Annotated in this window: 21 protein-coding genes; 8 read left to right on the top strand and 13 right to left on the bottom strand. The window is 65.0% G+C overall.

The features are described 5' to 3' along the window. Positions 1–81: 81 nt before the first annotated feature. The 4 genes from ACE103_RS38320 to ACE103_RS38335 form a co-directional block, all read right to left on the bottom strand. Positions 82–1,197, bottom strand: coding sequence for an acyltransferase family protein (locus tag ACE103_RS38320; RefSeq protein WP_375777210.1), 1,116 nt, complete (start codon positions 1,195–1,197; stop codon positions 82–84). A 93-nt stretch (positions 1,198–1,290) separates the two neighbouring features. Then, positions 1,291–1,563, bottom strand: coding sequence for a hypothetical protein (locus ACE103_RS38325; protein WP_194458312.1), 273 nt, complete (start codon positions 1,561–1,563; stop codon positions 1,291–1,293). 323 nt (positions 1,564–1,886) lie between these two features. Next, positions 1,887–3,794: a propionyl-CoA synthetase gene (locus ACE103_RS38330; RefSeq protein ID WP_375777211.1), complete on the bottom strand. Its 1,908-nt coding sequence runs from the start codon at positions 3,792–3,794 to the stop codon at positions 1,887–1,889. Positions 3,795–3,918: 124 nt separating this feature from the next. Beyond that, positions 3,919–4,695: a hypothetical protein gene (locus ACE103_RS38335; protein ID WP_375777212.1), complete on the bottom strand. Its 777-nt coding sequence runs from the start codon at positions 4,693–4,695 to the stop codon at positions 3,919–3,921. A 157-nt stretch (positions 4,696–4,852) separates the two neighbouring features. On the opposite strand from ACE103_RS38335, the gene ACE103_RS38340 reads away from it, so the two are divergent. Together ACE103_RS38340 and ACE103_RS38345 are read left to right on the top strand one after the other, a co-directional pair. Beyond that, positions 4,853–6,397, top strand: coding sequence for a cation:proton antiporter (locus ACE103_RS38340; RefSeq protein WP_375777213.1), 1,545 nt, complete (start codon positions 4,853–4,855; stop codon positions 6,395–6,397). Positions 6,398–6,569: 172 nt separating this feature from the next. Further along, positions 6,570–7,340, top strand: coding sequence for a hypothetical protein (locus ACE103_RS38345; RefSeq protein WP_375777214.1), 771 nt, complete (start codon positions 6,570–6,572; stop codon positions 7,338–7,340). 2 nt (positions 7,341–7,342) lie between these two features. Here the strand turns inward: ACE103_RS38345 and ACE103_RS38350 are convergent, their stop codons facing one another. The 4 genes from ACE103_RS38350 to ACE103_RS38365 all read right to left on the bottom strand — a co-directional run bounded on the left by ACE103_RS38350 (position 7,343) and on the right by ACE103_RS38365 (position 11,844). Next, positions 7,343–8,149: an SDR family NAD(P)-dependent oxidoreductase gene (locus ACE103_RS38350; protein ID WP_375777215.1), complete on the bottom strand. Its 807-nt coding sequence runs from the start codon at positions 8,147–8,149 to the stop codon at positions 7,343–7,345. 111 nt (positions 8,150–8,260) lie between these two features. Further along, positions 8,261–8,674 (bottom strand): DUF1850 domain-containing protein, encoded by a 414-nt coding sequence (locus ACE103_RS38355; RefSeq protein WP_375777216.1) that lies wholly within the window; start codon positions 8,672–8,674, stop codon positions 8,261–8,263. Next, complete coding sequence (locus ACE103_RS38360; protein ID WP_375777217.1) at positions 8,635–10,743, bottom strand: TRAP transporter permease; 2,109 nt, start codon at positions 10,741–10,743, stop codon at positions 8,635–8,637. The genes ACE103_RS38355 and ACE103_RS38360 overlap by 40 nt, the downstream gene beginning before the upstream one ends. A 153-nt stretch (positions 10,744–10,896) precedes the next feature. Continuing rightward, positions 10,897–11,844, bottom strand: coding sequence for a TAXI family TRAP transporter solute-binding subunit (locus ACE103_RS38365; protein ID WP_375777218.1), 948 nt, complete (start codon positions 11,842–11,844; stop codon positions 10,897–10,899). A gap of 174 nt (positions 11,845–12,018) precedes the next feature. Between ACE103_RS38365 and ACE103_RS38370 the strand changes: the two genes are divergently transcribed. Together ACE103_RS38370 and ACE103_RS38375 are read left to right on the top strand one after the other, a co-directional pair. Continuing rightward, on the top strand, positions 12,019–13,278 hold the full coding sequence (locus ACE103_RS38370; protein WP_223966669.1) for an MFS transporter: 1,260 nt from the start codon (positions 12,019–12,021) through the stop codon (positions 13,276–13,278). Positions 13,279–13,628: 350 nt separating this feature from the next. After that, positions 13,629–14,843, top strand: a complete 1,215-nt coding sequence (locus ACE103_RS38375) for an EAL domain-containing protein (protein WP_375777219.1) — start codon at positions 13,629–13,631, stop codon at positions 14,841–14,843. 14 nt (positions 14,844–14,857) lie between these two features. On the opposite strand, the gene ACE103_RS38380 is transcribed toward ACE103_RS38375, so the two are convergent. Together ACE103_RS38380 and ACE103_RS38385 are read right to left on the bottom strand one after the other, a co-directional pair. Next, complete coding sequence (locus tag ACE103_RS38380; RefSeq protein WP_375777220.1) at positions 14,858–15,760, bottom strand: HpcH/HpaI aldolase/citrate lyase family protein; 903 nt, start codon at positions 15,758–15,760, stop codon at positions 14,858–14,860. A gap of 19 nt (positions 15,761–15,779) precedes the next feature. After that, a complete protein-coding gene (locus tag ACE103_RS38385; protein ID WP_223966664.1) occupies positions 15,780–16,259 on the bottom strand; it encodes a hypothetical protein in 480 nt (159 codons plus the stop codon). A gap of 205 nt (positions 16,260–16,464) precedes the next feature. On the opposite strand from ACE103_RS38385, the gene ACE103_RS38390 reads away from it, so the two are divergent. Further along, the gene (locus ACE103_RS38390; RefSeq protein WP_223966662.1) at positions 16,465–16,764 is read left to right on the top strand and encodes a hypothetical protein; all 300 of its coding nucleotides are present in this window, start codon (positions 16,465–16,467) and stop codon (positions 16,762–16,764) included. A gap of 71 nt (positions 16,765–16,835) precedes the next feature. Here ACE103_RS38390 and ACE103_RS38395 read toward each other — a convergent pair whose 3' ends face one another. After that, on the bottom strand, positions 16,836–18,032 hold the full coding sequence (locus tag ACE103_RS38395) for a hypothetical protein (RefSeq protein ID WP_375777221.1): 1,197 nt from the start codon (positions 18,030–18,032) through the stop codon (positions 16,836–16,838). A 384-nt stretch (positions 18,033–18,416) separates the two neighbouring features. Further along, positions 18,417–19,046, bottom strand: coding sequence for an NUDIX hydrolase (locus tag ACE103_RS38400; protein WP_375777222.1), 630 nt, complete (start codon positions 19,044–19,046; stop codon positions 18,417–18,419). Positions 19,047–19,138: 92 nt separating this feature from the next. On the opposite strand from ACE103_RS38400, the gene ACE103_RS38405 reads away from it, so the two are divergent. The 3 genes from ACE103_RS38405 to ACE103_RS38415 all read left to right on the top strand — a co-directional run bounded on the left by ACE103_RS38405 (position 19,139) and on the right by ACE103_RS38415 (position 20,924). Next, positions 19,139–19,564 carry a PaaI family thioesterase gene (locus tag ACE103_RS38405; RefSeq protein ID WP_050405556.1) on the top strand — a complete coding sequence of 142 codons (426 nt, stop codon included), beginning with the start codon at positions 19,139–19,141 and terminating at the stop codon, positions 19,562–19,564. A 27-nt stretch (positions 19,565–19,591) separates the two neighbouring features. Further along, entirely contained in the window at positions 19,592–20,602 is a 1,011-nt protein-coding gene (locus ACE103_RS38410) for an aldo/keto reductase (RefSeq protein ID WP_375777223.1), read from the top strand. Positions 20,603–20,723: 121 nt separating this feature from the next. Beyond that, the gene (locus ACE103_RS38415) at positions 20,724–20,924 is read left to right on the top strand and encodes a hypothetical protein (protein ID WP_223966658.1); all 201 of its coding nucleotides are present in this window, start codon (positions 20,724–20,726) and stop codon (positions 20,922–20,924) included. Positions 20,925–21,028: 104 nt separating this feature from the next. On the opposite strand, the gene katG is transcribed toward ACE103_RS38415, so the two are convergent. Then, complete coding sequence (gene katG / locus ACE103_RS38420; RefSeq protein ID WP_375777224.1) at positions 21,029–23,194, bottom strand: catalase/peroxidase HPI; 2,166 nt, start codon at positions 23,192–23,194, stop codon at positions 21,029–21,031. Between the last annotated feature and the right edge of the window lie 58 nt (positions 23,195–23,252).

Consider the following 23,252-nt stretch of genomic DNA (forward strand, 5'->3'; position numbering starts at 1 on the left):
GCGGCGGGCAACCCGCCGCGTTTTTGTTTGCGGCACACGCAGCCTTGATCCCGCGAGCGGCGCGCCGCGGGCCGCTTTGGCCTACCCGAACGAGAAGCGCCGGTGGGCGAAGTCGAGCAGCGGACGTTCGAAGTATCGATAGCTCAGGGCACACAGGGCGAACGTCAGCGCGAGCGCGCCGAAGGTCAGCGAGAGGCCGGCGAGGCTCCCGACCGTCCTCGGTTGATGCAGAACGGCGAACAGCAGGTACAGGATGACGTGGTGGGTGAGATACGCCGCGTAAGACGTCCTGGCGAAGAAGGTCGCGACCGAACTGCGCAGCAGTGCGAGTTTTGGCGAGCCGCGATTTTCCAGAACGACGAACAGCAGAGAACCGAAGAAGATCTCAACCTGCGTGTGCGAGAACGCCACCGACCAGCGCTTCCATCCGAACAGCCACAGCAGGGGAAGCGAGATGATCGACCATTTGAGGATGGCGGCGACGCGCCTGGAGACCTCTGCATCCGGCTTGCGATAGAGGCGCCACCAGGCGATCAGCGCGCCGATCGCAAGCGAATCGATCCTGAATTGCGGCAGCACGTACCAGCCATAGGCGTCCGGCAGCGCGCTATCGATCAGGCGCCCGATCGGGCAGATCAGGATCGGCACGAGCAGGATCGCGAACAGCCGCTCGGGTGGAATGTTCCGGACCAGCAACGGAAACAGCAGATAAAACTGCTCCTCGATCGCAAGCGACCAGGTCACGGCCAGAAAGTAAGCGCCATCGGTCTGCGCCTTGGCCATGCCGAAATTCTGCAAGCCGAACAGATACAGCCAGCCGGGCACGCCCCTTGTGTCGAACAGATCAGGGCTTAACGAAAAATACCAGCCGATCAGAGCGCCGGCGCACATCAGGTAGTAGAGCGGCCAGATGCGAAACGCGCGCCTGCCGTAGAAGGCCGAGTAATATCGTTCGGCCGCGCGGTGGCGCAGCAGAATATCGGTGATGAGGTAGCCGGACAGAATGAAGAACAGGTCGACGCCGAAGCGGCCGACATGCAGCAGCTTCCACGGCGAGCCCTGCGGACCGTCCGGCGCGCCGAAATAGTGCCAGATGACGACGGTCAGCAACGCGATCGCGCGCAGCCCGTCGAGCTCTCCGATCCTGTCACGTTGCAACGCGAGCTCGCCTTCCACAAGCACAGGACCTGGTCTCATCTCATCATCGCACGCGGCGAGCCGATAGCCTGCCGGAATTCGGCCTGGCGGCGGTCCACGCATACCTCACCGGGCGGGCTGTCACCATGGCGCCTAATGGCGGTCCGGATTGTTCATCATGTATTCGCCGAGATCGCGCTGCCGCCGATCGGTGCGGGCTTCGGCGTTCTGGCGCTGCACGTCGCGATCCTTGCGGCAGGCGACATATTCCGGCGAGCCGACCGCCACCTTGCCGCCAGCCTGGCAGTACTGATCGTCGTCGCCCATGCTCTCCGCGATCGGCGATCGGCCGCGCTCGAGACAGCCTGCCAGCAGTGGCAATGCGAGCAGCAATGCAAGAGGCGCGCGTGCGGAAATGGATCGCATCCGGTGGTCCGTATCTCATGGCATATGACAGGGAAGGCCGGGATGACCCGGCAATCCATCAAAATCAAGGCCATTTTGCTTCCAATGGGTTTCGATGGAGCGCGAGCGAGCTGGACGATTACGCACTCATCGGCCATCGCGCCCGCGGCCGCCCCTCTCCCTCACCCTCTCCCACAAGGGCAGAGGGAACCCTTCCGCCGGTGGCTGCCTCACGTCAGGTGAGCACGCTCGTAAGGCTCCCTCTCCCCTTGTGGGAGAGGGTGGGGAGAGGGGTGCCGAGCAACGCACTCTCTCGGCAGCGCGCCGATAGCACAACAGGCAACCTACGCCTTGCCCTTCAGCGCCTCGCCGATTTCGTCGAGCACCTTGGGGTCCTCGATCGTCGCCGGCATGGTCCAGGGCTCGCCGTCGGCGATCTTCTTGATGGTGCCGCGCAGGATCTTGCCGGAACGGGTCTTCGGCAGCCGCGCCACCGTGATCGCGAGCTTGAACGCGGCGACCGGGCCGAGCTTCTCGCGCACCAGCGCCACGACCTCCTTCTCGACCTGGTCCGGCGCCTTGGTGACGCCCGCCTTCAGCACCAGGAAGCCGCACGGCACCTCGCCCTTGATCGCATCCTTGACGCCGAGCACGGCGCATTCGGCGACGTCGGGATGCGAGGCGAGGATCTCCTCCATGCCGCCGGTGGAGAGCCGGTGGCCGGCGACATTGATGATGTCGTCGGTGCGGCCCATCACCCAGACATAGCCGTCCGCATCCTTGTAGCCGGCGTCCGAGGTCTTGTAGTAGCCGGGGAATTCCGTGAGATAGGCGTCCCTGAAGCGATCGTCCTGCTGCCACAGCGTCGGCAGGCAGGCCGGCGGCATCGGCAGCTTGATCACGATCGAGCCCATGGTACCCGCAGGGACCGGCTTCGCCGCCTCGTCGACGATGTCGACCTGATAGCCCGGCATCGGCACCGTCGGCGAGCCGTGCTTGACCGGCAGCATGCCGAGCCCAACCGGATTGCCGGCGATGCACCAGCCGGTCTCGGTCTGCCACCAGTGATCGATCACCGGCACCTTGAGCTGCTGCTCCGCCCATTCCACGGTCGGCGGATCGGCGCGCTCGCCGGCGAGGAACAGCGTGCGGAAGCTCGACAGGTCGTAGCTCCTCAGCAGCTTGCCCTCGGGGTCTTCCTTCTTGATCGCACGGAATGCGGTCGGCGCGGTGAAGAAGGCGACCGCCTTGTGCTCTGAGATCACGCGCCAGAACGCGCCGGCATCCGGCGTGCCGACCGGCTTGCCCTCATACATGATCGTGGTCGCGCCGTGGATCAGCGGGCCATAGACGATGTAGGAGTGGCCGACCACCCAGCCGATGTCGGAGCCGCACCACCAGATCTCGCCCGGCTTCACGCCGTAGAGATTGTGCATCGACCATTTCAGCGCCACGAGATGCCCGCCATTGTCGCGCACCACGCCCTTCGGGATTCCGGTCGTGCCCGAGGTGTAGAGAATGTAGAGCGGATCGGTCGCGGCGACCGGCACGCAGGGCGCGGCCTTGCCGGCGTCGAGCGCGGCGCGGCGCAGCGCCGCCCAGTCATGGTCGCGGCCCGCGGTGAGCTCGCACGCCTGCTGCGGCCGCTGCAGGATGATGCAAGTGTCGGGCTTGGCGCCGGCGAGGCGGATCGCTTCATCGAGCAGCGGCTTGTACTGCACGATACGCCCGGGCTCGATGCCACAGCTCGCCGAGAAGATCAGCTTCGGCTTGGCGTCGTCGATGCGGGTCGCGAGCTCCTTAGCCGCGAAGCCGCCGAACACCACGCTGTGCACCGCGCCGATCCGCGCGCAGGCGAGCATCGCGACGACAGCCTCCGGCACCATCGGCATATAGAGGATGACGCGGTCGCCCTTGGCCACGCCGAAATCCTGCATGACCGCGGCGAGCGCCTGCACTTCTTTCAGAAGCTCGGAATAGGTGAATTTGGTGATCGTGTTGGTGAGCGGCGAATCGTGGATCAGCGCGACCTGGTCGGCTCGGCCGCCGGCGACATGGCGATCCAGCGCGTTGTAGCAGGTGTTGACCACGGCGCCGGCGAACCAGCGTCCGTAGGCGCCCATAGAGGGATCGTAAATCTTCTTGGCCGGCTCGATCCAGTCGATCTCGCGCGCCGCTTCCGCCCAAAAACCCTCGGGGTCTCGAAGCGAGCGGGCATACACCTCATGATACCGGCTCTGCTGGATGTTCATCGCGTTTCTCCCTCGCGCGGTCGCGCGTCATTTGCCGACCATTGTCACGGGAAGCGGCGCCGTTTCAAGCCGAAATGACCGCGACCTTCGGCCGGGTGGAACGAGAACGTTTTCGGGACGGAGTCTAGTACCCGTCGACCCCATTGATCCGCTGCAACCGCTCGCGCATCGCCTTTTGCAGGTCATAGTCCGGCTTGCCGAATTCCGCGTTGCGGCGGGCGATGAACTGATCCTGCGCGCGCTGCAGCTCGCGCGCCTGGCGCGGGTCCTGCGCCTCGCGCACCGTGCGGAAGGTCGATGCGACGATCTCGCGATCAAGATCGGCAAGCGCGGGATCGGCGCAGATCGTCTTCTCCACCGGCCGGCGCGCCTTGCGGCAATCGAAGCTCGGCTTGCCGGCCACCGCCATGAGGGCGCCGATCCGCTCCAGCTCCAGCGACAACGACTTGTAGTTGGCCTTGGCGGCGGCGTGATCGGGGTTGAGCTTGACGGCGGCGCCGAAATCCATGATCGCCTTCGGCCGGTCGCCCTTGCGGCGCCACAGCTCGCCGCGCGCATTGTGGGCGGCCGCAAGCGATGGATCGAGCCGGAGCACGGTGTCGTAATCTGCGATCGCGCGGTCGATCATCTGCTTGCGGTCATAGGCGCTCGCGCGCGCCAGCAGCGCCTTGACGCGATCCGGCTTGGTCGCCTTGTCATTGTCGATCAGCGCGCCGCAGGCATCGATGGTCTTGTCGTCGTCCGCCGCCGCGGCGATGCAGGGTCCGGCATCGGCCTGCACATCCTTGCCTGGCTCGCTGCCGGCCGCGCGCGCCACGCCCGATGTCAGCGCGCCCGACAGGCCAACGCACAGCAGCGCCAGAGTCAGATTGAAGGCCAGATTCGCAGAGTTGCGCCGCATCCCGATCGCCGACAAGACATCCCTCTCCCGCATCTGAACTGCCGGCCTCTGATGTCCGGCAGCGCCATTTGCCGCAAAACCACACGCTGGATTATACGTCAATTGCGACGATCGGCTGCACTTGGAGCCGGGCTTGAAGCCGTAATTGGGGGTTCGCGTGCTGACATTCGAATGGATCATCGGCCTGTTGCTCGCAGCGGTGGCACTGTCGGCGCTGGCGCGGCGGATCAAGGTGCCCTACCCGACCTTTCTTGCGCTCGGCGGCGTGCTGCTGACCCTCCTGCCATGGGCCCCGACCTGGGCGCTGGAACCGAAACTGGCGCTGGCGCTGTTCGTCGCCCCAGTGCTGCTCGATGCCGCCTACGACACCTCGCTGCGCGATCTCCGCAACAACTGGCTGCCGGTCTCGACGCTGGTGGTGGTCGCGGTCGGCGTCACCACGGCAGCCGTCGCCGTGGTGGCGCGCTGGTTGCGCCCGGACATGCCCTGGCCCGTCGCGATCGCGCTCGGTGCCATCGTGGCGCCGCCCGACGCGGCCGCGGCCACCGCTATCCTGCGCCAGGTCAACCTGCCGTACCGGATCCAGAAAATCCTCGAAGGCGAAAGCCTGCTCAACGATGCCACGTCGCTGTTGATCTATCGCGTCGCGGTCGGCCTGGTCGCCGCCGAGCACATGAAGATCCGCGAATTCGTGCCGTCGATCACGGTCGCACTGGTCGGCAGCCTCGCCGCCGGCTATTTGTTCGCACGGGTCTGGATTATGATCACCCGCCGCATCACCGAGGCGCCGAGCGCGATCATCACGCAATTCGGCGGCACCTTCATGGTGTGGATCGTCGCCGAGCATCTCGGCCTGTCCGGCATCCTCACCATCATCGCCTATGCCATCACCATCGCCCGTACCGCGCCGGCCCGCACCTCGGCACGGCTGCGCGTGTCGTCCTATGCGGTGTGGGAGACCGTCGTGTTCGTGCTCAATGTGCTCGCCTTCATGCTGATCGGCCTGCAGTTGCGCCCGATCTGGTCCGAGCTCGACGACGAGGTGCGGTGGAAATATTGCAGCTTTGCGGCCGCGATCCTCGCCGTCGTGATCCTCGCCCGCATCCTCTGGGTGATGCCCTACGGCGCCCTGCTGCGCCTGCTGAAGGCGCGCCATTGGCTTCCCGCCCATGTGGTGGAGGCCGTGCCGACCCTGAAGCGCGGCTTCATCGTATCGTGGTGCGGCATGCGCGGCATCGTCACGCTCGCCGCCGCGTTTGCACTGCCTGAATGGTTTCCGTATCGCGACCTGATCCTGCTGACGGCGTTTGCCGTGGTGTTGGGCTCGCTCGTGATCCAGGGACTGACCTTGCGGCCGCTGATCCTGGCGCTCAATTTCGATGACGACGATCCGGTCGGACGCGAGGCGGCCCATGCCCGCAGCGTGGTGTTTCGCGCCGCGCTCGAGGAGATCGACGCCGACCCGTCGGAAGAAGCCGAGATCCTCCGGCTCGAATATCGCGCCGTGCTCATGCGTGCGGAGAACGACCCCGACGGCGGCCTGACCTCACGCGAGCTGCCGTCGGATCCGATCCGCCGCCGCGCCATCGCGGCCGCGCGTCAGGCGCTGCTCAAGCTGCGGCGCAGCGAGACCATCGGCGACGATGCCTTCCATCTGGTCGAGGAAGAGCTCGACCGCGCCGAGCTCAGCGTCGAGGCCTAAAGCATGATTCGGAAAAGTGCGAAGCGGTTTTCCGAAAAGATCAGGTTCAAACAAGAATCTAGGTGCGATGACGCTTCAACCTGATCTTATCGCGCTTTAGTGCCCGGCAGCGGTCACAAGTCCCGGCAGATTTCCCATTGAACCATGACGGAGTTTGCCGGACCTAACAATCATGACAATCCTGATTGACCGCAACTCGCCCGGCGCCTCGGTGAAAGTCGAAGCGCAGTACTTCTATTTCTATATGGGGTTGTCGTGCATGGCGGTCGCGCTGCTCGGTTTTGCCCCAACCTACTGGGTGCCGATGGCGCGGGGTTCGCTCGCAGCGCCTCCTGTCGTGCATTTGCACGGTCTGCTGTTCTTCGCCTGGACGCTCTATTTCGTGCTGCAGAGCTGGCTTGCGGCTTCGGGGCGGATCGCGCGGCATCGCCGGGTCGGCATGATTGGCGTATCGCTTGCAACCGCCATGACGATGCTGGGCCTCATGGCCTCGATCAGCGTCATGAAGCGCTCGGCCGCCATCGGGCAGATCAACGAAGGCATCGCCTTCTCGATCGTCCCGTTCAGCGGCATCCTGTTCTTTGCCGTCGTTGTCGCGCTCGCGATCATCTATGTCCGCGACCGCGAGACTCACAAGCGGCTGATGCTGCTTGCGGCCATCTCGATCCTCGATGCGGCGGTCGCACGCTGGTTCCTGACCTTCCTCGCGCCACCCGGCCCGCCGGGTCCACCGCCGGTTCCGGTGACGATCGCACCGGCATTCGTCGCCTATCTGCTGCTGGTCGTCGCGATCGTGTTCGACTGGCGCACCCGGGGCCGGCCGCACCCGGTCTATATCTATGGCGGGCTGGCGCTGGTCGCGGTGAAGCTGCTGAACTGGCCGATCAGCACCTCGGCGGCCTGGCATTCCTTCGCCAGCGGCATCCTGGCGCTGGCGCAGTAAGTTCAGGCGCCCGATTTCGAGGTGATGCCGCCGTCGACCACGAGCTCGATGCCGGTGACGTATTTCGATTCGTCCGAGGCCAGGAACAGCGCGGCGTTGGCGACGTCCCAGGCGTCACCCATGTGCCCCATCGGCACCTGCGCGTCGCGGGCACGCCACATCGCTTCGACATCGCCCTTGGCGTAGCTCTGCGCCAGCCCCGCCGAGTGTTCGACCATCGGCGTCTTCATCAATCCGGGCAGGATCGCGTTGACGCGCACATGCTTGGAGGCGAATTCGACCGCGGTCGAGCGCGTCATCTGGTTCATCGCCGCCTTGCTCGCGTTGTAGCTGACGTAGGAAATGCCGACATGGCGGATCGAGGCGATCGAGGAGATGTTGATGATCGAGCCGCCACCCTGCTTGATCATGACGGGAATGACGTGCTTCATCGAGAAATAGGCGCTCTTGAGGTTGACCGCGAAGACGCGGTCCCACTCGGCTTCAGCGACTTCCACCACGCTGCCGACCTCGGCGATGCCGACATTGTTGTCGAGCACGTCGATGCGACCATAGGCCTTCAGGCAGGCTGCGACCATCCCCTCGACCTCACCGGCGCGCGAGACATCGGCGGTGAATGCCGCCGCCTTGCCGCCCTCGCCGGTGATGATCTTGACCGTCTCCTCGGCCGCCGCGCCATTGCGATCGACGCAGAACACGCTGGCGCCCTCGCGCGCGAAGGTCACGGCGGTCGCCTTGCCATTGCCCCAGCCGGGCCCGATCGAGCCCGCCCCGACCACCATCGCAACCTTGCCCTTGAGCCGATCCATCGCCTGTTCTCCCGCTTGTTGTTCTTGCAGCCTGACGTAATCCGTAGCCCGGATGAAGCGAAGCGTAATCCGGGAACATCGGCCCCAGATTACGCTGGCGCTCCATCCGGGCTACGGACTTTTGCACACACTCATCGTCGTGACATTAGCACCGATCGGATGTCCGAAAATCTCCGATAGCGTCTGGCAGCGTCCCGCGTGGCACAGGTGCCATTCGCCCGCCGCGCCGGAATTGCCGAGCACCACTTCCGCCCTGGGCACCGGCGGCGGCGACCATTGAAACCAGCCGCCAATGAGCCGCGCCTCCGGCGGCGGCTCCATGCCGGCGCCGGTGCCCTTGATACGCGCCTGCAGCAGCGTCAGCCCGGCGGGCGTAACCTGCCAGTCCTCCTGCCAGGCGGTCTTCTCGATCGAATGCGTCCAGCTAAGCGTGAAGGCCGCAATCGACAGCGCCTTCACGACACCGGCGGATGCGAGGCAAAGGCTCAAGCCGCTGCCACCGCATCGCGCGGACGCTGCCGCCATTGCCACAGCACGACCGCAGCGGCGAGCGTGAAGCCCGCCGTATCGGAGAACTGGAAGTCCCCGAGCAGGCAGAGCGCGGCGCCGAAGGCGACCACGATCTCGATCAAGGTCAGCCGCGTGAACAGAAATCCGATCGCGACGATGCCGAATAACCCGATCGCCACCAGCGCCTTGAAGGTCGCCAGCGCGACCGCGCCGTAGAATCCGAGTTGCGCGGCCATCGGATCATTGGCTTGCAGCATCAACGCCGGCGAATAGACGAAGATGAAGGGAATGACGTAGCCGGCAAGCGCGATCCGCATCGCTTCCCAGCCGATCTTGTCCGGATTCTCCTTGGCGATCGGCGCCGCCGCCAATGCCGCAAGTGCGACCGGCGGCGAGAGGTCGGCCATGATGCCGTAGTAGAACGCAAACATGTGGCTTGCGATCAGCGGCACGCCGAGCTTGGCGAGCGCCGGCGCAGCCAGCGCCGCGGTGATGATGTAGGTCGGGATCGTCGGGATGCCGGTGCCGAGCAGGATCGACAGCAGCATGGTCATGATCAACGCCAGGAACAGGCTCTTGGCGCCGAGCCCAATGATCCAGCTGCCGAAGATGGTGCCGACGCCGGTCTGCGTCATCATGCCGATGATGGTGCCGACGATGGCGCAGGCCATGCCGACGGTCAGCGCCGACTTGGCGCTGTCGGCAAGCGAGTCACGGCAGGCGCGGAGCGTGGCGCGGCCGCCGCGCGTGATCGCTGCGATCACGATCAGGCCGGCGACGACGCTGGCCACCGGAACGATCTCGAGCCCATGGCGCGACACCGCGGCAACCACCAGCGCAAGCCCGATCCAGAAGATGTAGCGCACGACGGTGTTGGAGAAGCCGAGCGTGATGCTGGCGCCGAGGATCAGCGCGACCGTCAGCGCAAGGCCCATGCTGCCGGCATAGAGCGGCGTGAAGCCTTCGAACAGCATGTAGACCAAAGCTGCGAGCGGCAACACCAGGTACCAGCGCGCAACCAGCGCCTTCCAGGCGCTCGGGATCTCCGAACGCTTCATGCCGACAAGCCCATGCTTGCCGGCTTCCAGATGCACCATCCAGAACGCCGAGGCGAAATACAGGATCGCCGGAATCACCGCAGCCTTGACGATCTCCGAATAGGGAACGCCGAGCGTCTCGGCCATGATGAAGGCGACCGCGCCCATCACCGGCGGCATGATCTGGCCACCCATCGAGGCGGTGGCCTCGACACCGGCGGCGAACGCGCGGCGGTAGCCGAACTTGATCATCAAGGGAATCGTGAACTGGCCGACGGTGACGACGTTGGCGACGCCGGAGCCGGAGATCGTGCCCATCATGCCCGAGGCGAACACCGCGACCTTGGCCGGGCCGCCGCGGGTGCGGCCGAACAGGCCGAGCGAGACGTCGGTGAACAGCTGGATCATCCCGGCGCGCTCCAGGAACGAGCCGAACAGGATGAACAGGAAGATGTAGGTCGCCGAGACGTAGATCGGCACGCCGTAGAAGCCCTCCGTGCCGAACGAGAGATGGGTGACGATCTGGTCGAAGTCATAGCCGCGATGGTTGAACGGCGACGGCAGATATTGCCCGAAGAACCAGTAGAGCAGACAGGCGCCGCACATCAGCGGCAGCGCTGCCCCCATCAGCCGCCGCGTGCCCTCGAAGATCAGGATCGCGAGCACCGTGCCGACCGCAAGGTCCATGTTGGTCGGATCGCCGTCGCGGGCGATCAGGTCGGCATAGAAGATCCACTGATAGAGCCCACACAGGAAACCGGCGGCGCCGACGATCCAGCTCACCGCGCGGCCGAAATCGGTTTTCGCGGTGAAATTGCCGATCAGGCCGAAGGTCAGCAGGATCAGGAAGCCGACATGAACGCCGCGCACCACCTGGCTCGGCAGATAATTGAAGGCCGCGACATAGAGCTGGAACACCGCGAAGGCGAGACCGATGGCATAGGCCAGATGCCCCCAGGCGCCCGGGCCGAAACCTTCCGGAAAACCATGCTCGAAATTGTCGAATTCAACCTTGATGGGCTGCTCGCCCGCAACCTGCTGCTGCATATGATTGGTCCCCCGCCGTGCCCGCGACGCTTATAGCACCTTGGCCAAATCGTCATGCGCGGGCCTGAACCGCGCATCCATCGCAAAACAATGTCCTTGGAAGATGGATGGCCGGGTCGAGCCCGGCCATGACACCTCGAAACGTAGCCGACCCTACTTGATCAGGCCCTTTTCCTTGTAATAGCGGATCGCGCCGGGATGCAGCGGCACCGGGCTGCCGGTCGCGGCGCTCGCGAGCTTGATCTCCTTGCCCGCGGCGTGGGCATTGGCGAGTTCCGGCAGCGATTCGAAGACCAGCTTGGTCATCTGATAGGCGAGATCGTCCGACACCGCGCTCGAGGTGACGAGGTAGTTCACGACCGCAGCGGTCGGCACGTCCTTGTCCTGGCCGGTATAGGTGTTGGCCGGGATGATCACGGAGACGAACGGCGGGCCGATCTTGTCGACGGTCTCCTTCAGCACCGCGACCACGGTGATCTCGCTGGATGTCGAGAGGTCCTTCAGCGAGGCGACGCCGAGACCGGCGGACTGCAGCGTGGCGTTGAGCTGGCGGTTCTTCATCAGGTCGACCGATTCGGCGAACGGCAGATACTCGACCTTGCCGAGATCCTTGTAGCTCATGCCGGCGGCTGCGAGGATCGCGCGCGAGTTGAGCTCGGTGCCGGACTTCGGCGCGCCGACCGACAGGCTCTTGCCCTTGAGATCGGCGAGCGTCTTGATGCCGCTTTCGGCGGTGGCGACGATCTGGATGTAGTTCGGATAGATCGCCCCGATGGTGCGCAGCTTGTCGAGCTTGCTCTTGAAGCCGGCCTCGGCGTCGCCTTCCCAGGCCGCCTTCAGCGAATCGCCGAGCGTGAAGGCGATCTCGCCGCGGCCCTGCTGCAGCAGCACCAGGTTCTCCACCGAGGCCTTGGTCGCCTGCACCTGGGTCTTCACGTCGGGGATCTTGTCGCCGTAGATCCTCCCGATCGCGACGCCGAGCGGATAGTAGACGCCCGAGGTGCCGCCGGTGAGCACGTTGATGAACTGCTGGGCCTGTGCGACAGGCGCGGACAAAACACTGGCGGCCACGATCGCGGCAGCCATCAACCTTGAATTCATGAGTATTATTCTCCCCTAAGCCGGGCCGGAAATTGGCCGCACGCCCCTGCCGGGTCAACCCATCCAAATGACGCATGCAAGGCCGAAACCCCTGATGGCAGCACCACTTTACCTGCGCAGGAACCCTGTGCCCGCGAGCGGGTTGAGGTGCGCAATCTCGCCGCGAGGTATCACTTGCAGCCGTCCGGGACGCCCGTTGAGCGCGCGCTTGATGCGTTGAACTTCTTCCTCGCCGACGTGCGGGACGGGCTCGGCCCTTATCTCGCGATCTACCTCCTGACCGAACGGAGGTGGGACGAGGCCTCGATCGGGTCGGTGATGTCGATCGCGGCGATCGCCGGGATCGTCGCCCAGACACCGGCCGGCGCCCTGATCGACCGCAGCCGCGCCAAGCGCGCCTTGATGATCGCAGCCGCGGTCGCCGTGACCGCAGCGTGCCTGCTGCTGCCGCTGCTCGACCACTTCGCGCTGGTCGCGGCGACCCAGGCGCTCGCCGCGGCCGCGGGCTCGGTGTTCGCGCCGGCGGTCGCCGCGGTGACGCTCGGCATTGTCGGACCCAAGGCGTTCGCGGCGCGGACCGGTCGCAACGAGGCGTTCAATCATGCCGGCAACGCGGTCGCCGCGGCGATCGCCGGCGGCACCGCCTACTGGTTCGGTCCCGTCGTCGTGTTCTGGCTGCTCGCGGCGATGGCGCTCGCCAGCGTCGCCGCAACGCTCTCGATTCCAGCCGCCGCGATCGACCACCAGGTCGCGCGCGGGCTCGACGGTGACGCCGAGGAGCATGGCACGCTGCATGACCAGCCGTCCGGCTTTCGCGTGCTCCTGACCTGCAAGCCGCTGCTGATCTTCGCGGCCGCGACCGTGATCTTTCATTTTGCCAATGCAGCGATGCTGCCGCTGGTCGGACAGAAGCTCGCATTGGTCAACCGCAATCTTGGGACCTCGCTGATGTCGGTCTGCATCATCGCGGCGCAGCTGGTGATGGTGCCGGTTGCGATGCTGGTCGGACGCAAGGCCGACGTCTGGGGCCGAAAGCCGATCTTTGCCGTGGCTCTCGCGGTGCTGGCGATCCGTGGCGCGCTCTATCCGTTGTCGGACAATCCATACTGGCTGGTGTCGGTGCAATTGCTCGACGGCGTCGGCGCGGGAATCTTCGGCGCGCTGTTCCCGCTGGTCGTCGCCGATCTCACGCACGGTACTGGGCATTTCAACATCAGCCAGGGCGCGATCGCCACCGCAACCGGCCTCGGCGGCGCGCTGAGCACGGCGGTCGCCGGGTTCATCATTGTCCACGCCGGCTACAGCGCCGCCTTTCTGTTTCTTGCAGCCGTCGCTTGTGCCGGGCTGATCGGCTACTGCGCGTTGATGCCGGAGACGTTGCGAACGGCAACGGCGACGTCACGCACGACTGCATTGGCATCGCAGAACGGATGATCTGATTCGCCGTTCGTGCTCGGCGGCAACTCGATCTGATGTCCGACAATGGTGCAATTCCGCTTCTGCATCGACCCGACACCACAGTCATTAACGTCGTCTCGCGATGACACACGCGCGCAACGTTTCCGGTGCGGTGCAAAGTCGGACACGATTGCTCTCATGAACGCCAGATGACGCATTTGTTGCGCCCGTAACCGCGGCAAGACGCGGCGATTCCGGGATCATTTGAGTCGAATTGAATCCTTTAAGGTTAGCGAACCAATCAATGTATGAACCAGAAATTTCCATGATTGCCACGGCTCTTGGATGTACGAGTCAGGCCGGGGTAATTACGGATAAGGCGGGGCATGAACCACATCAGTCACATCGGACAAACGCGAGCCGGCTGGTTCGGACATCGCAAGCTGACCCCACGCGCATGCATTGCGGACAGCAAAAAACACCTTCGGACCTTCCTCGCAGAGGCGCTGGAGGACCTCGGCTTCATCACCAGCGAATGCGGCCAGGCTTTGGAACTCGACACCGTACTGGACGCGGAACGGCCCGATCTTCTGGTGCTCGGCGTGTCCGTGGACGGCATCGAAGTCAGTAAAATTCTCGAGACTTTGGTGAGAAAGGACTACGGCGGCAAGGTCCTCGTCATCGGCCAGCCGGACTCCATCATCGTCAAAGCGGTCCGCCAGATCGGCGACGAGTACGGTGTCGCCATGCTGCCGGCCCTCTCGACCCCGTTCAGCGCCGGAACCCTCCGTGACAGTCTTGTGTCATTGATGCCGCTCGAGCCCGCACCGAGCCCTGCAGTAGATGTGCCCGAGGCGCTGAAGGCCGGCTGGCTCGAGCTGTGGTATCAGCAGAAAATTCATCTCCGGACCTTGGTTCCCAGCGGCGCTGAGGCGCTGATCCGGATGCGCCATCCCGCATGGGGCGTCGTGCCGCCTGCCTACTTCATCCCCGACGAAAGCGATCCGCATTTTCATGCGCTGTCCGAGTTCGTGATCGAGCGCGCGATCGAGGACTGGCGCTATCTGCTCGAACAGATCGGACCGGTCGATCTCTCGATCAACCTGCCGATCTCGTTCCTCGCCGACGATCACGCGGTGCGCGAGCTTTGTTACCGGATTCCGGATCATGCCGCCTTCGCCGGCCTGCTGATCGAGATCGACAGCGCCGAGGTGGTCGACAATCTCGATTTGGCGATCGATGTCGCCCGGCGCGTTCGCCTGCACAATATCGGCATCTCGATCGACAATGTCGGCGCGAACTGGCCATCCCTGCTGGGATTGCCGAACTTTCCGTTCGTCCAGCTGAAGGTCGACCATCAATACGTCACCGGTTGCGCAGATCAGCGCCTGAAGCAGACGGTGTGCCGGCGTATCGTCGAGCTCGCACACGACGCCGGCGCGCAGGTTATTGCGCAGGGGGTCGAGACGCGCGCGGACTTTCTCGCCGCGCACGAGATGGATTTCGATCAGGTCCAGGGCTACCTGTTCGGCAAGCCGATGGGCGTCAAGAAGTTCGCCCGCTCGCGCATGCACTTCTCGGAGAAACAGCCGGCGTCCTGAGGCATGGCCTCCGGTCAGGCTCGAGTGTCGCGATCGATCGCGCGCAGCGCTTCGCCGCGCGCGATCAGGCGCTTTGCGTTGGAATAGGTCGGGACTTCCAGCAGCGAGCCGTCCAGCTCGACGCGCCCAAGGCCCTGTGCCCGCGCCGCTTCGAACGCAGCTGCGATCCTGCCGGCCTGACGCAACTCATCCTCGCTCGGCGTGAGGACGCGGTTGACGATGGCGGCATGCGCAGGATCGACCAGGCTCTTTGCGGTGTAACCCAGCCGTCGTGCCCAGATCGTGTCGCGTTCGACGCCCGCAGCGTCACTCCAGGTGTAGGGGCAGTCGACCGCGACGACATTGGCGGCGCGACATTCGACGATGAAGCGCTGCCGCGGGTAAGCGAGTTCCGGGCCATCGCTGCCGCGCTCGGCGCCAAGGTCGGCGGCGAGGTCCTCGGAGGCCATCAGGCAGCCGATGGTCCGCCGGCTCGCGGCCGCGATCGCGCCGGTCTGCACCAGGCCGCGCGCGAACTCGATGTTCGGCAACAGCGACGTCGATCCCTCGGCGATGCCATAGTCGCGCTCGAACCGTGTTACCGCCTCGTCGAGCCTGACAACATGATGTGGCTCGGCGACCTTCGGCAGCGCGACGATATCGGGATGGCCGCGCATCACGGCGGCAAGATCGTCCATGCCGTCCTGGTCCAGCGGATTGACGCGGACCGCGACCACCGCGCCCTGGTCGCGCCAGGTCGCGTACAGCTCGGCCGCCAGCGCCCGCGCCTTCGGGCGCAGCAGCGGCGGGGTGAAGTCCTCAAGCTCGTGGATCAGCACGTCGGCGCCGCCGGCGGCCGCGCCTTGCAGGGCCGCCTCGTTGGCGCCTTCGAGAAACAGCCAGGAGCGGCACAGCGGGGCCGGGCGCAACTTGCGCATCACGCCGCCCGCACAGCCGTCACTGAAACGTCATGTCGAGGCATTTCGAGATGTCGGAGCCGAGACCGGACGAGATGGTGATGCAGCCGCGGATCTTTTGGGTGTTGGCATCGCTGGCCCAGATCGCATAGCCGCCCGGACCGAAGAACGAATTGGTGTTCGGCGGCTCGGTCTCGGTGGCGTCGAACGTGTAATTGCCGTCGGTCTCGAAGATGCGGGGCTTCTTGGTGCAGCCGCCGTCGGCCTGGACGTTGATGACCTCCTTGTTGTCCCGCGTCAGCGCCAGCGAAACCTGGCAGCGGAAGTATTCGGAGGTCTTGGCGTTGAACAGATAGGCGTAGGACTTGCAGGTCGCGGTGTTGAGCTTGCCGGCCGACAGGCCGCGGCTGCAGGAGATCCGCTGGTTGTTGGAGAGCTTGAACTCGTCCGCCTGCGCGACTGACGCCAGCGCCATGAACGACAGCGCGACACCGATACCGATCTTCATGACGTGGTTCATCCCGATCATCCCCAGGTAGTGTTTCCGGCAATCGAAGCGTTTGTAAACGGTAACGCGAAGATAGTCGCCAAGCTTGATGCGGGAAATCACAAAGTCAGTGATCTACGATAGCGGTCGCGCCGATTGTCGTATTGACGCGCGAATGCCGTTCGTGATTTGTTCAAAAACGTGGGGACGACGCCGTTTTTTCGGCCGGAGGTGGATCATGACGCATTTTTTGACCAAGACCTTTATTGCGACTGCGGCGGTTGCCGCACTGACGACATGCGCATTCGCGCAGGAGGCTGCGCCCTGGGAGCTGAAGACCGACATGGGCTACGCCTATGACAAGGACGGCAAGACCTGGGCCTACAAGATGGGGACCAGCAATGCCAACACGCTGCTGAAGGGCGCCAAGAAGGTGCCGAAGGGGACGCTGTTCTTCATCGGCCACAACGGCCAGCTCTACATGCGCTCCGGGCCTTATCTCGAAGGCGACGGCAAGTTCATGTTCGGCTCGAATTAGAGCGTTTTCGAGCGAAGTGGACGCCGGTTCGCGTGAAGAAAACGCGTCAAGCTCTGCGTCTTCGGCAGACCTCAGAACGCCGCGGCCAATTCCCGGGCGCCGGGCTTGTTGCTGTTGAAATCCATCCGTTCGTTGGTGATGGCGAGCAACTTGGCCACGGTGTTGTGACGGATCGCGACCGGATTGCGTTCGTAGCCTGAGCGCTGGAAGAAATTCGTGGTCGGCACCTGCTCGCGCATCGCCTGCGGCATGGTCACCATGTCGAGGCCGGTGCCGTCACCGGTCAGGTTCATCATCTCGAGCTCGGCCGCCGTCAGCGGCCTTGTGTAGCCCTTGTTACGGGCGAAGATCACCGAGGTCAGCAGCTTGTGGGTCTGCAGCATCGGGCCGATATCGATATCGAGCACCATGGCGTGGCAGGCCCAGCCCTGCGGTGTATCGGCGAGGCGTTGATGCGCCGACCAGTCGTCGGGCACGGTCAGCGTGAACGCGACCATCTTCTTCAGCACCGCGAGCTTGTGCTCCATGGCCTTGCGCGCCGGCCCCTGCGTCGCCGCAACCCGCGCGGTCAGATCCCGCACGAATTCATGGCCCTGCTCGGCCAGGAGTTCGACGGTGTTGGTGGTGAGCAGCTGGTTGTAGCCCATCGCCGTGGAGATGGCGCGCTTGCCGCCATGCTCGATGCCCGCCTGCACGTCGTAATTGCCGGTGCCGCCCGTTTCGAACGAATAGACCCGCACCGCCTGCTCCGGCGTCAGCCCCGCCGCGCGCGCGTAGCGGGCATAGGCGCGCTTGAACTCGACCTCGCTCGACGGCCGCTGCGGCGTGAACTGGAATTGTTCGGCCGCCGCCCTGACGAGATCCGAGACCACGGGGATCGTTTTGGGCGGACGCGGCGGCTTGCCGCCCTCTTCTTCCGGCGCCGGATTGACCGGACGCTTCGGGCCCTCATAGACCGGCGGCTGTTGCAGCACGTAATCGTCCAGCGTGATCTGCACGCGGTCGCGGCGCTTGGCGTTGCGGCCACGCCGCTTGTCGGCGATCGCGCTCCAATAGGCGCTGGCATCCTGCTCGAAGGCGTCGCGCGCCGCCTGATATTCCTGCAGCTTGCGGCGATATTCCATGATCGCCTGCGGCGAGGCCTGCGCCATCGCATTGGCGACGGACGGTGGCAACGCATCGGCCTCGCCGGCCAATACAGACGGCGCGCTGGCGGCGAGCGCGAGCGCGACAAATCCAGGAACGAGGCGAATCAATTGCGGGCGCATGGCCTCGTTGTAGCAAGCGCCACCGCGAAGTCAGCCCGGAAATGTCCGGAGCGAAAGCGGCCGGATGCCGCGATCAGGTCCAGAATTTTCGCCACAATGCGGTGTTCTCCGAAGAATGTGCTTCCCGGGAACGCCTTGGAGATTGCGATGAGGATGGCACTCTGGCTCGCCGCCGCTGGCACTTTGACGCTCGCCGCACCTGCGCACGCCGAGCGTCCGGATTGCGGGTCGTTTCCGGATACCCGTTCACGGCTCTCGTGTTACGAGAATGTGTCGCGAGCGCCGCCGGAACCCGAGAGGGCCGCGCATTCGCCTGTTACACAAGGCAAGGTAATGAAGATGAACGCCCGCAAGCGGCGTCACAAATAGCCGCATCGTTGCGGCCTACTTCCATGCGAACACCGGCTGCTCGAGATCAGCGACGCGGGTGTTGCGGCCGGCGAGCACCTCACGGAACTGATAGATCAGCGCGGCGGTCGGCGCATGAATTTGCTGGCCGCCGAGCCGGAAGCGGATCACGCGACGCGCGCTCTCGGGGATCGTGACGAAGCTGAATGCATCTTCTCGCTCGACCGCGTCGAGACCGATGCGGTGGACGGAGGCGACCTCGTCCGGGTTCGGCGTGATCGCCGCTTGCGCGCCCGCCCAGACCACGACCGGCGTGATCAGATAGCCGGAGCGCGTCGGATAGTCGTCGAGCATGCCGAGCACGTCGCGCTCGGACAGCGCCAGCCCAAGCTCCTCGTGCAGTTCGCGCAGCGCGGCCTGGGATTGTGTCTCGCCGGCATCGCAGCGCCCGCCCGGCAGCGCCCATTGCGCGCTGTGGGCGCGCAAGCGCGCGCTGCGGCGCGTCAGCAGGAAGGCGGTGCCGCTGCCGTCGTCGCCTTCGGTCAGTGCGATCGCGACCGCCGCGCGCTTCAGCGTCGGCGCGGCGTCCGCCGGCGCCAGGCGCGCGAATGCGGCACAGAGCTCTGCGATATTCCGCCGGGTGGCATCGTCAAATGTGCGGGCCATTGAGCTTGACTACAACACAACAGCGTTTGATGAAATGAGCGGAACGACATGCCTCCTGCGATCAATCATCTGCAAGCAAGGGATCCCTCCTCATGACGGCCAAGGCCGCGGACAAACTCAAATCCGACGGCTGGAAGATCGCCGACACCACGGGTTTCCTGACGCTGATCGGCCCATTGTGGGAGCGGTTGAAGGACGGCGCACTCGAGCTCGCGCTGATCACCGAGGACAAGCACCACAACCGCCGCGGCCTCGTGCAAGGCGGCGTGATCATGACCTTTGCGGACCGCGCCTGCGGCATGGCCGCACGCTTCGTCTCGGGCAAGCCGACGCTTGCGACGGTGCAGCTCGACACCCATTTCGTCGAGGCCGGCAAGATCGGCGAGATCCTGACCACGCGCCCCCGTGTGGTACGCTCGACCCGCAGCCTGATCTTCATCACCGCCGAGGTGACCGTCGACAAGCGCTGTGTCGCGATGGCCAACGGCGTGTTCAAGATCCTGAAGAACGAGAGTTGATCCCCGTCACACCGGAGGAAGTGCCCGATGCAATATCGCCAGCTTGGCCGCAGCGGCCTGAAGGTCTCGCCGATCTGCCTCGGCACCATGATGTTCGGCGGACCGACCGATGAGGCGACCTCGTCGCGGATCGTGGCCAAGGCGCGCGAGGCCGGCATCAACTTCATCGACAGCGCCGACGCCTATAATGGCGGCAAGTCCGAGGAGGTCGTGGGCCGCGCGATCTCCAACAACAGGTCGAACTGGGTGCTTGCGACCAAACTCGCCAACCCGATCGGCGACGATCCGAACCATGGCGGGCTGTCGCGGCGCTGGGTGTTGCAGGCCGCCGACGAGAGTTTGAGGCGGCTCGGCACCGACTACATCGACGTCTACTATCTGCACAAGGAAGACCACACCACGCCGCTCGACGAGACGGTGCGCGCGATGGGCGACCTGATCCGCGCCGGCAAGGTGCGCTATTTCGGCGTCTCCAACTACCGCGCCTGGCGCGTCGCCGAGATCTGCAACATCTGCGACCGGCTCGGCATCGACCGTCCCGTCGCGAGCCAGCCCTATTACAATGCGATGAACCGGATGCCGGAGGTCGAGCATTTCCCGGCCTGCGCCTATTACGGCCTCGGCATCGTGCCCTATAGCCCGCTGGCACGCGGCGTGCTGACCGGCAAATACGCACCCGATGCCGCGCCGCCCGCCGACACCCGCGCCGGCCGCAACGACAAGCGCATGATGCAGACCGAGTGGCGGCCGGAATCGCTACAGCTCGCGCAGGAGATCAAGCGCCACGCCGAGAGCCGCGGCGTCACCGCCGGGCAGTTCGCGGTGTCCTGGGTGCTGAACTCGTCGTTCGTCAGCGCGGTCATCGCGGGCCCACGCACCGAAGCGCAATGGGACGACTACATCCGCGCGCTCGATTATCGCTTCACCTCCGAGGACGAAGCCCTGATCGACCGCCTCGTCGTCGCCGGCCATCCCTCGACGCCGGGCTTCAACGATCCCGCCTATCCGATCGAGGGGCGCCGGGCACGGACCGGATAGCGTCCAGCCTTCGGCACACTCCCCTCGGCCACGGCGAAGTCACGTTTCGTAGCTTCCGAATTGCGCAAGCGTCGCGCCGGCTGCACCATCGGCGCATGGAAATGCTGATGCTGGTGCTGCAATGACGGCATCCAACGTACTGGACTGGATCGTGGCTCTCCTGGTGTGCTGGGCGAGCCTGACCGCGATCTTCGAGCCTTCGCGCGGCGCTTCGCAGTGCGATGCTCCCGTCGTGATGAGCAACGCACCGCAATCGCCGCCGGCGATTCCGACGCAGGCGGAGTTCGAGGAGATGATCCGCGACATGAAGCTGCACGACTGAGCAAGGCTGCGACAAGCCTTCCGTCTTCCAAATTGCATCCCCGAAATGAAACAGGGCGGCGCCGAAGCGCCGCCCTGTACTGATTGCCGTTAGGTACCGGCCGCTTACTTCGCGAGATCGAAGCGATCGGCGTTCATCACCTTGGCCCAGGCCGCGACGAAGTCGTTCACGAACTGCTCCTTGGCATCCGACGAGCCGTACACCTCGGCAAACGCGCGCAGCTGCGAGTGCGAGCCGAAGATCAGGTCGGCGCGGGTGCCGGTCCACTTCACCGCCTTGGTCTTGCGGTCGCGACCCTCATAGACGCCCTGGCCGGCATCGCTCCACACCGTGCCCATGTCGAGCAGGTTGAGGAAGAAGTCGTTGGTCAGCGTCCCCGGCTTGCCGGTGAAGACGCCGTGCTTCGACTTCTTGGCGTTGGCGCCGAGCACGCGCAGGCCGCCGACCAGGACCGTCAATTCCGGTCCGGTCAGCCGCAGGAGCTGCGCACGGTCGACCAATGCCTCCTCGGGCTGCAGGAACTGATGCTTGCCGCTGATGTAGTTGCGGAAGCCGTCAGCCCGCGGCTCGAGCGGAGCGAACGATTCGACGTCGGTCTGATCCTGCGTCGCATCGGTGCGGCCCGGCGTGAAGGGGACCTTCACATTGGTGCCGCCGTCCTTCGCCGCCTTCTCGATCGCAGCCGCGCCGCCGAGCACGATGAGATCGGCCAGCGAGACCTTCTTGCCGAACTCCTTCTGGATGGCTTCGAGCTTAGCCAGCACGCCCTTGAGCTGGGCCGGCTCGTTGACATCCCAGTCCTTCTGCGGAGCAAGGCGGATGCGCGCACCGTTGGCGCCGCCGCGCTTGTCGGAGCCGCGGAACGTGGAGGCCGAGGCCCACGCGGTCGACACCAGTTCGGACACCGAAAGACCCGAGGCTGTTATCTTCGCCTTGAGCGCCTCGATATCCTTGTCGTCGATCACGGCGTGATCGAGCGCCGGCACCGGGTCCTGCCAGATCAGCGTCTCCTTCGGCACCAGCGGGCCGAGGTAACGCTGGATCGGACCCATGTCGCGGTGCGTGAGCTTGAACCAGGCGCGGGCGAAGGCGTCCGCGAACTGATCCGGATGCTCGTAGAACCGGCGCGAGATCTTCTCGTAGGCCGGATCGAAGCGCAGCGACAGGTCGGTGGTCAGCATGGTCGGGACATGCTTCTTCGACGGATCGAACGCGTCCGGAATATCTGCCGCCGCGCCTTTCGCCTTCCACTGCTTCGCACCCGCCGGGCTCTTCGTCAGCTCCCATTCGTACTTGAACAGGTTCTCGAAGAAGTGGTTGCTCCACTTGGTCGGAGTCTGGGTCCAGGTGACCTCGGGACCGCCGGTGATCGCGTCAGCGCCGACGCCGGTGCCGTGCTTGCTCTTCCAGCCGAGGCCCTGTTCCTCGATCGCGCCGCCTTCCGGCTCCGGCCCGATCAGCGACGGGTCGCCCGCACCGTGGGTCTTGCCGAAGGTGTGACCACCGGCGATCAACGCAACCGTCTCCTCGTCGTTCATCGCCATGCGGAAGAACGTCTCGCGGATGTCCTTCGCGGCAGCGACCGGGTCCGGATTGCCGTTCGGGCCTTCCGGGTTGACGTAGATCAGGCCCATCTGCACCGCGCCGAGCGGCTCGGAGAGCTGACGCTCGCCGCTGTAGCGCTCGTCGCCAAGCCAGGTGCCCTCCGGACCCCAGTACAGCTCTTCCGGCTCCCACACGTCGGCGCGGCCACCCGCAAAACCGAAGGTCTTGAAGCCCATCGATTCCAGCGCGACGTTGCCGGCGAGGACCATCAGGTCGGCCCAGGAGATCTTGCGGCCGTATTTCTGCTTGATCGGCCACAGCAGCCGGCGCGCCTTGTCGAGGTTGGCGTTGTCGGGCCAGCTGTTGAGCGGGGCGAAACGCTGCTGACCGGCACCGGCGCCGCCGCGGCCGTCGGTGATGCGATAGGTACCCGCCGAGTGCCAGGCCATGCGGATCATCAGACCGCCGTAGTGGCCGAAGTCGGCCGGCCACCATTCCTGCGACGTCGTCATCAGGGCCGTGAGGTCCTTGATCACGGCGTTGAGATCGAGCGACTTGAATTCCTTCGCGTAGTCGAAGCCCTTGCCCATCGGATCGGACAGGTTGGAATTGTGATGCAGCACCTGAACGTCGAGCGTCTCCGGCCACCAGTCGCGATTCGCGTGCCCGCGGGGCCCGCCCGTGAATGGGCATTTGCCCGCGCCGTCGTCGGTTTTTGCGTCCATGTTTCTTCTCCGAGGTGATGGATTCTGGAATGCGCTGGAGCTCTTCCAAGAACGATTC

Origin of the sequence: Bradyrhizobium sp. ma5, assembly GCF_042258955.1 — a bacterium.
Lineage (GTDB): Bacteria > Pseudomonadota > Alphaproteobacteria > Rhizobiales > Xanthobacteraceae > Bradyrhizobium.

What these genes read in the sequence shown, in the direction of transcription:
- ACE103_RS38320 (WP_375777210.1), bottom strand. Translation starts at nt 1,197, where the DNA reads ATGAGACCAGGTCCTGTGCTTGTGGAAGGCGAGCTCGCGTTGCAACGT.
- ACE103_RS38325 (WP_194458312.1), bottom strand. Translation starts at nt 1,563, where the DNA reads ATGCGATCCATTTCCGCACGCGCGCCTCTTGCATTGCTGCTCGCATTG.
- ACE103_RS38330 (WP_375777211.1), bottom strand. Translation starts at nt 3,794, where the DNA reads ATGAACATCCAGCAGAGCCGGTATCATGAGGTGTATGCCCGCTCGCTT.
- ACE103_RS38335 (WP_375777212.1), bottom strand. Translation starts at nt 4,695, where the DNA reads ATGCGGCGCAACTCTGCGAATCTGGCCTTCAATCTGACTCTGGCGCTG.
- ACE103_RS38345 (WP_375777214.1), top strand. Translation starts at nt 6,570, where the DNA reads ATGACAATCCTGATTGACCGCAACTCGCCCGGCGCCTCGGTGAAAGTC.
- ACE103_RS38350 (WP_375777215.1), bottom strand. Translation starts at nt 8,149, where the DNA reads ATGGATCGGCTCAAGGGCAAGGTTGCGATGGTGGTCGGGGCGGGCTCG.
- ACE103_RS38355 (WP_375777216.1), bottom strand. Translation starts at nt 8,674, where the DNA reads ATGGCGGCAGCGTCCGCGCGATGCGGTGGCAGCGGCTTGAGCCTTTGC.
- ACE103_RS38360 (WP_375777217.1), bottom strand. Translation starts at nt 10,743, where the DNA reads ATGCAGCAGCAGGTTGCGGGCGAGCAGCCCATCAAGGTTGAATTCGAC.
- ACE103_RS38365 (WP_375777218.1), bottom strand. Translation starts at nt 11,844, where the DNA reads ATGAATTCAAGGTTGATGGCTGCCGCGATCGTGGCCGCCAGTGTTTTG.
- ACE103_RS38375 (WP_375777219.1), top strand. Translation starts at nt 13,629, where the DNA reads ATGAACCACATCAGTCACATCGGACAAACGCGAGCCGGCTGGTTCGGA.
- ACE103_RS38380 (WP_375777220.1), bottom strand. Translation starts at nt 15,760, where the DNA reads ATGCGCAAGTTGCGCCCGGCCCCGCTGTGCCGCTCCTGGCTGTTTCTC.
- ACE103_RS38385 (WP_223966664.1), bottom strand. Translation starts at nt 16,259, where the DNA reads ATGAACCACGTCATGAAGATCGGTATCGGTGTCGCGCTGTCGTTCATG.
- ACE103_RS38390 (WP_223966662.1), top strand. Translation starts at nt 16,465, where the DNA reads ATGACGCATTTTTTGACCAAGACCTTTATTGCGACTGCGGCGGTTGCC.
- ACE103_RS38395 (WP_375777221.1), bottom strand. Translation starts at nt 18,032, where the DNA reads ATGCGCCCGCAATTGATTCGCCTCGTTCCTGGATTTGTCGCGCTCGCG.
- ACE103_RS38400 (WP_375777222.1), bottom strand. Translation starts at nt 19,046, where the DNA reads ATGGCCCGCACATTTGACGATGCCACCCGGCGGAATATCGCAGAGCTC.
- ACE103_RS38405 (WP_050405556.1), top strand. Translation starts at nt 19,139, where the DNA reads ATGACGGCCAAGGCCGCGGACAAACTCAAATCCGACGGCTGGAAGATC.
- ACE103_RS38410 (WP_375777223.1), top strand. Translation starts at nt 19,592, where the DNA reads ATGCAATATCGCCAGCTTGGCCGCAGCGGCCTGAAGGTCTCGCCGATC.
- ACE103_RS38415 (WP_223966658.1), top strand. Translation starts at nt 20,724, where the DNA reads ATGACGGCATCCAACGTACTGGACTGGATCGTGGCTCTCCTGGTGTGC.
- katG (WP_375777224.1), bottom strand. Translation starts at nt 23,194, where the DNA reads ATGGACGCAAAAACCGACGACGGCGCGGGCAAATGCCCATTCACGGGC.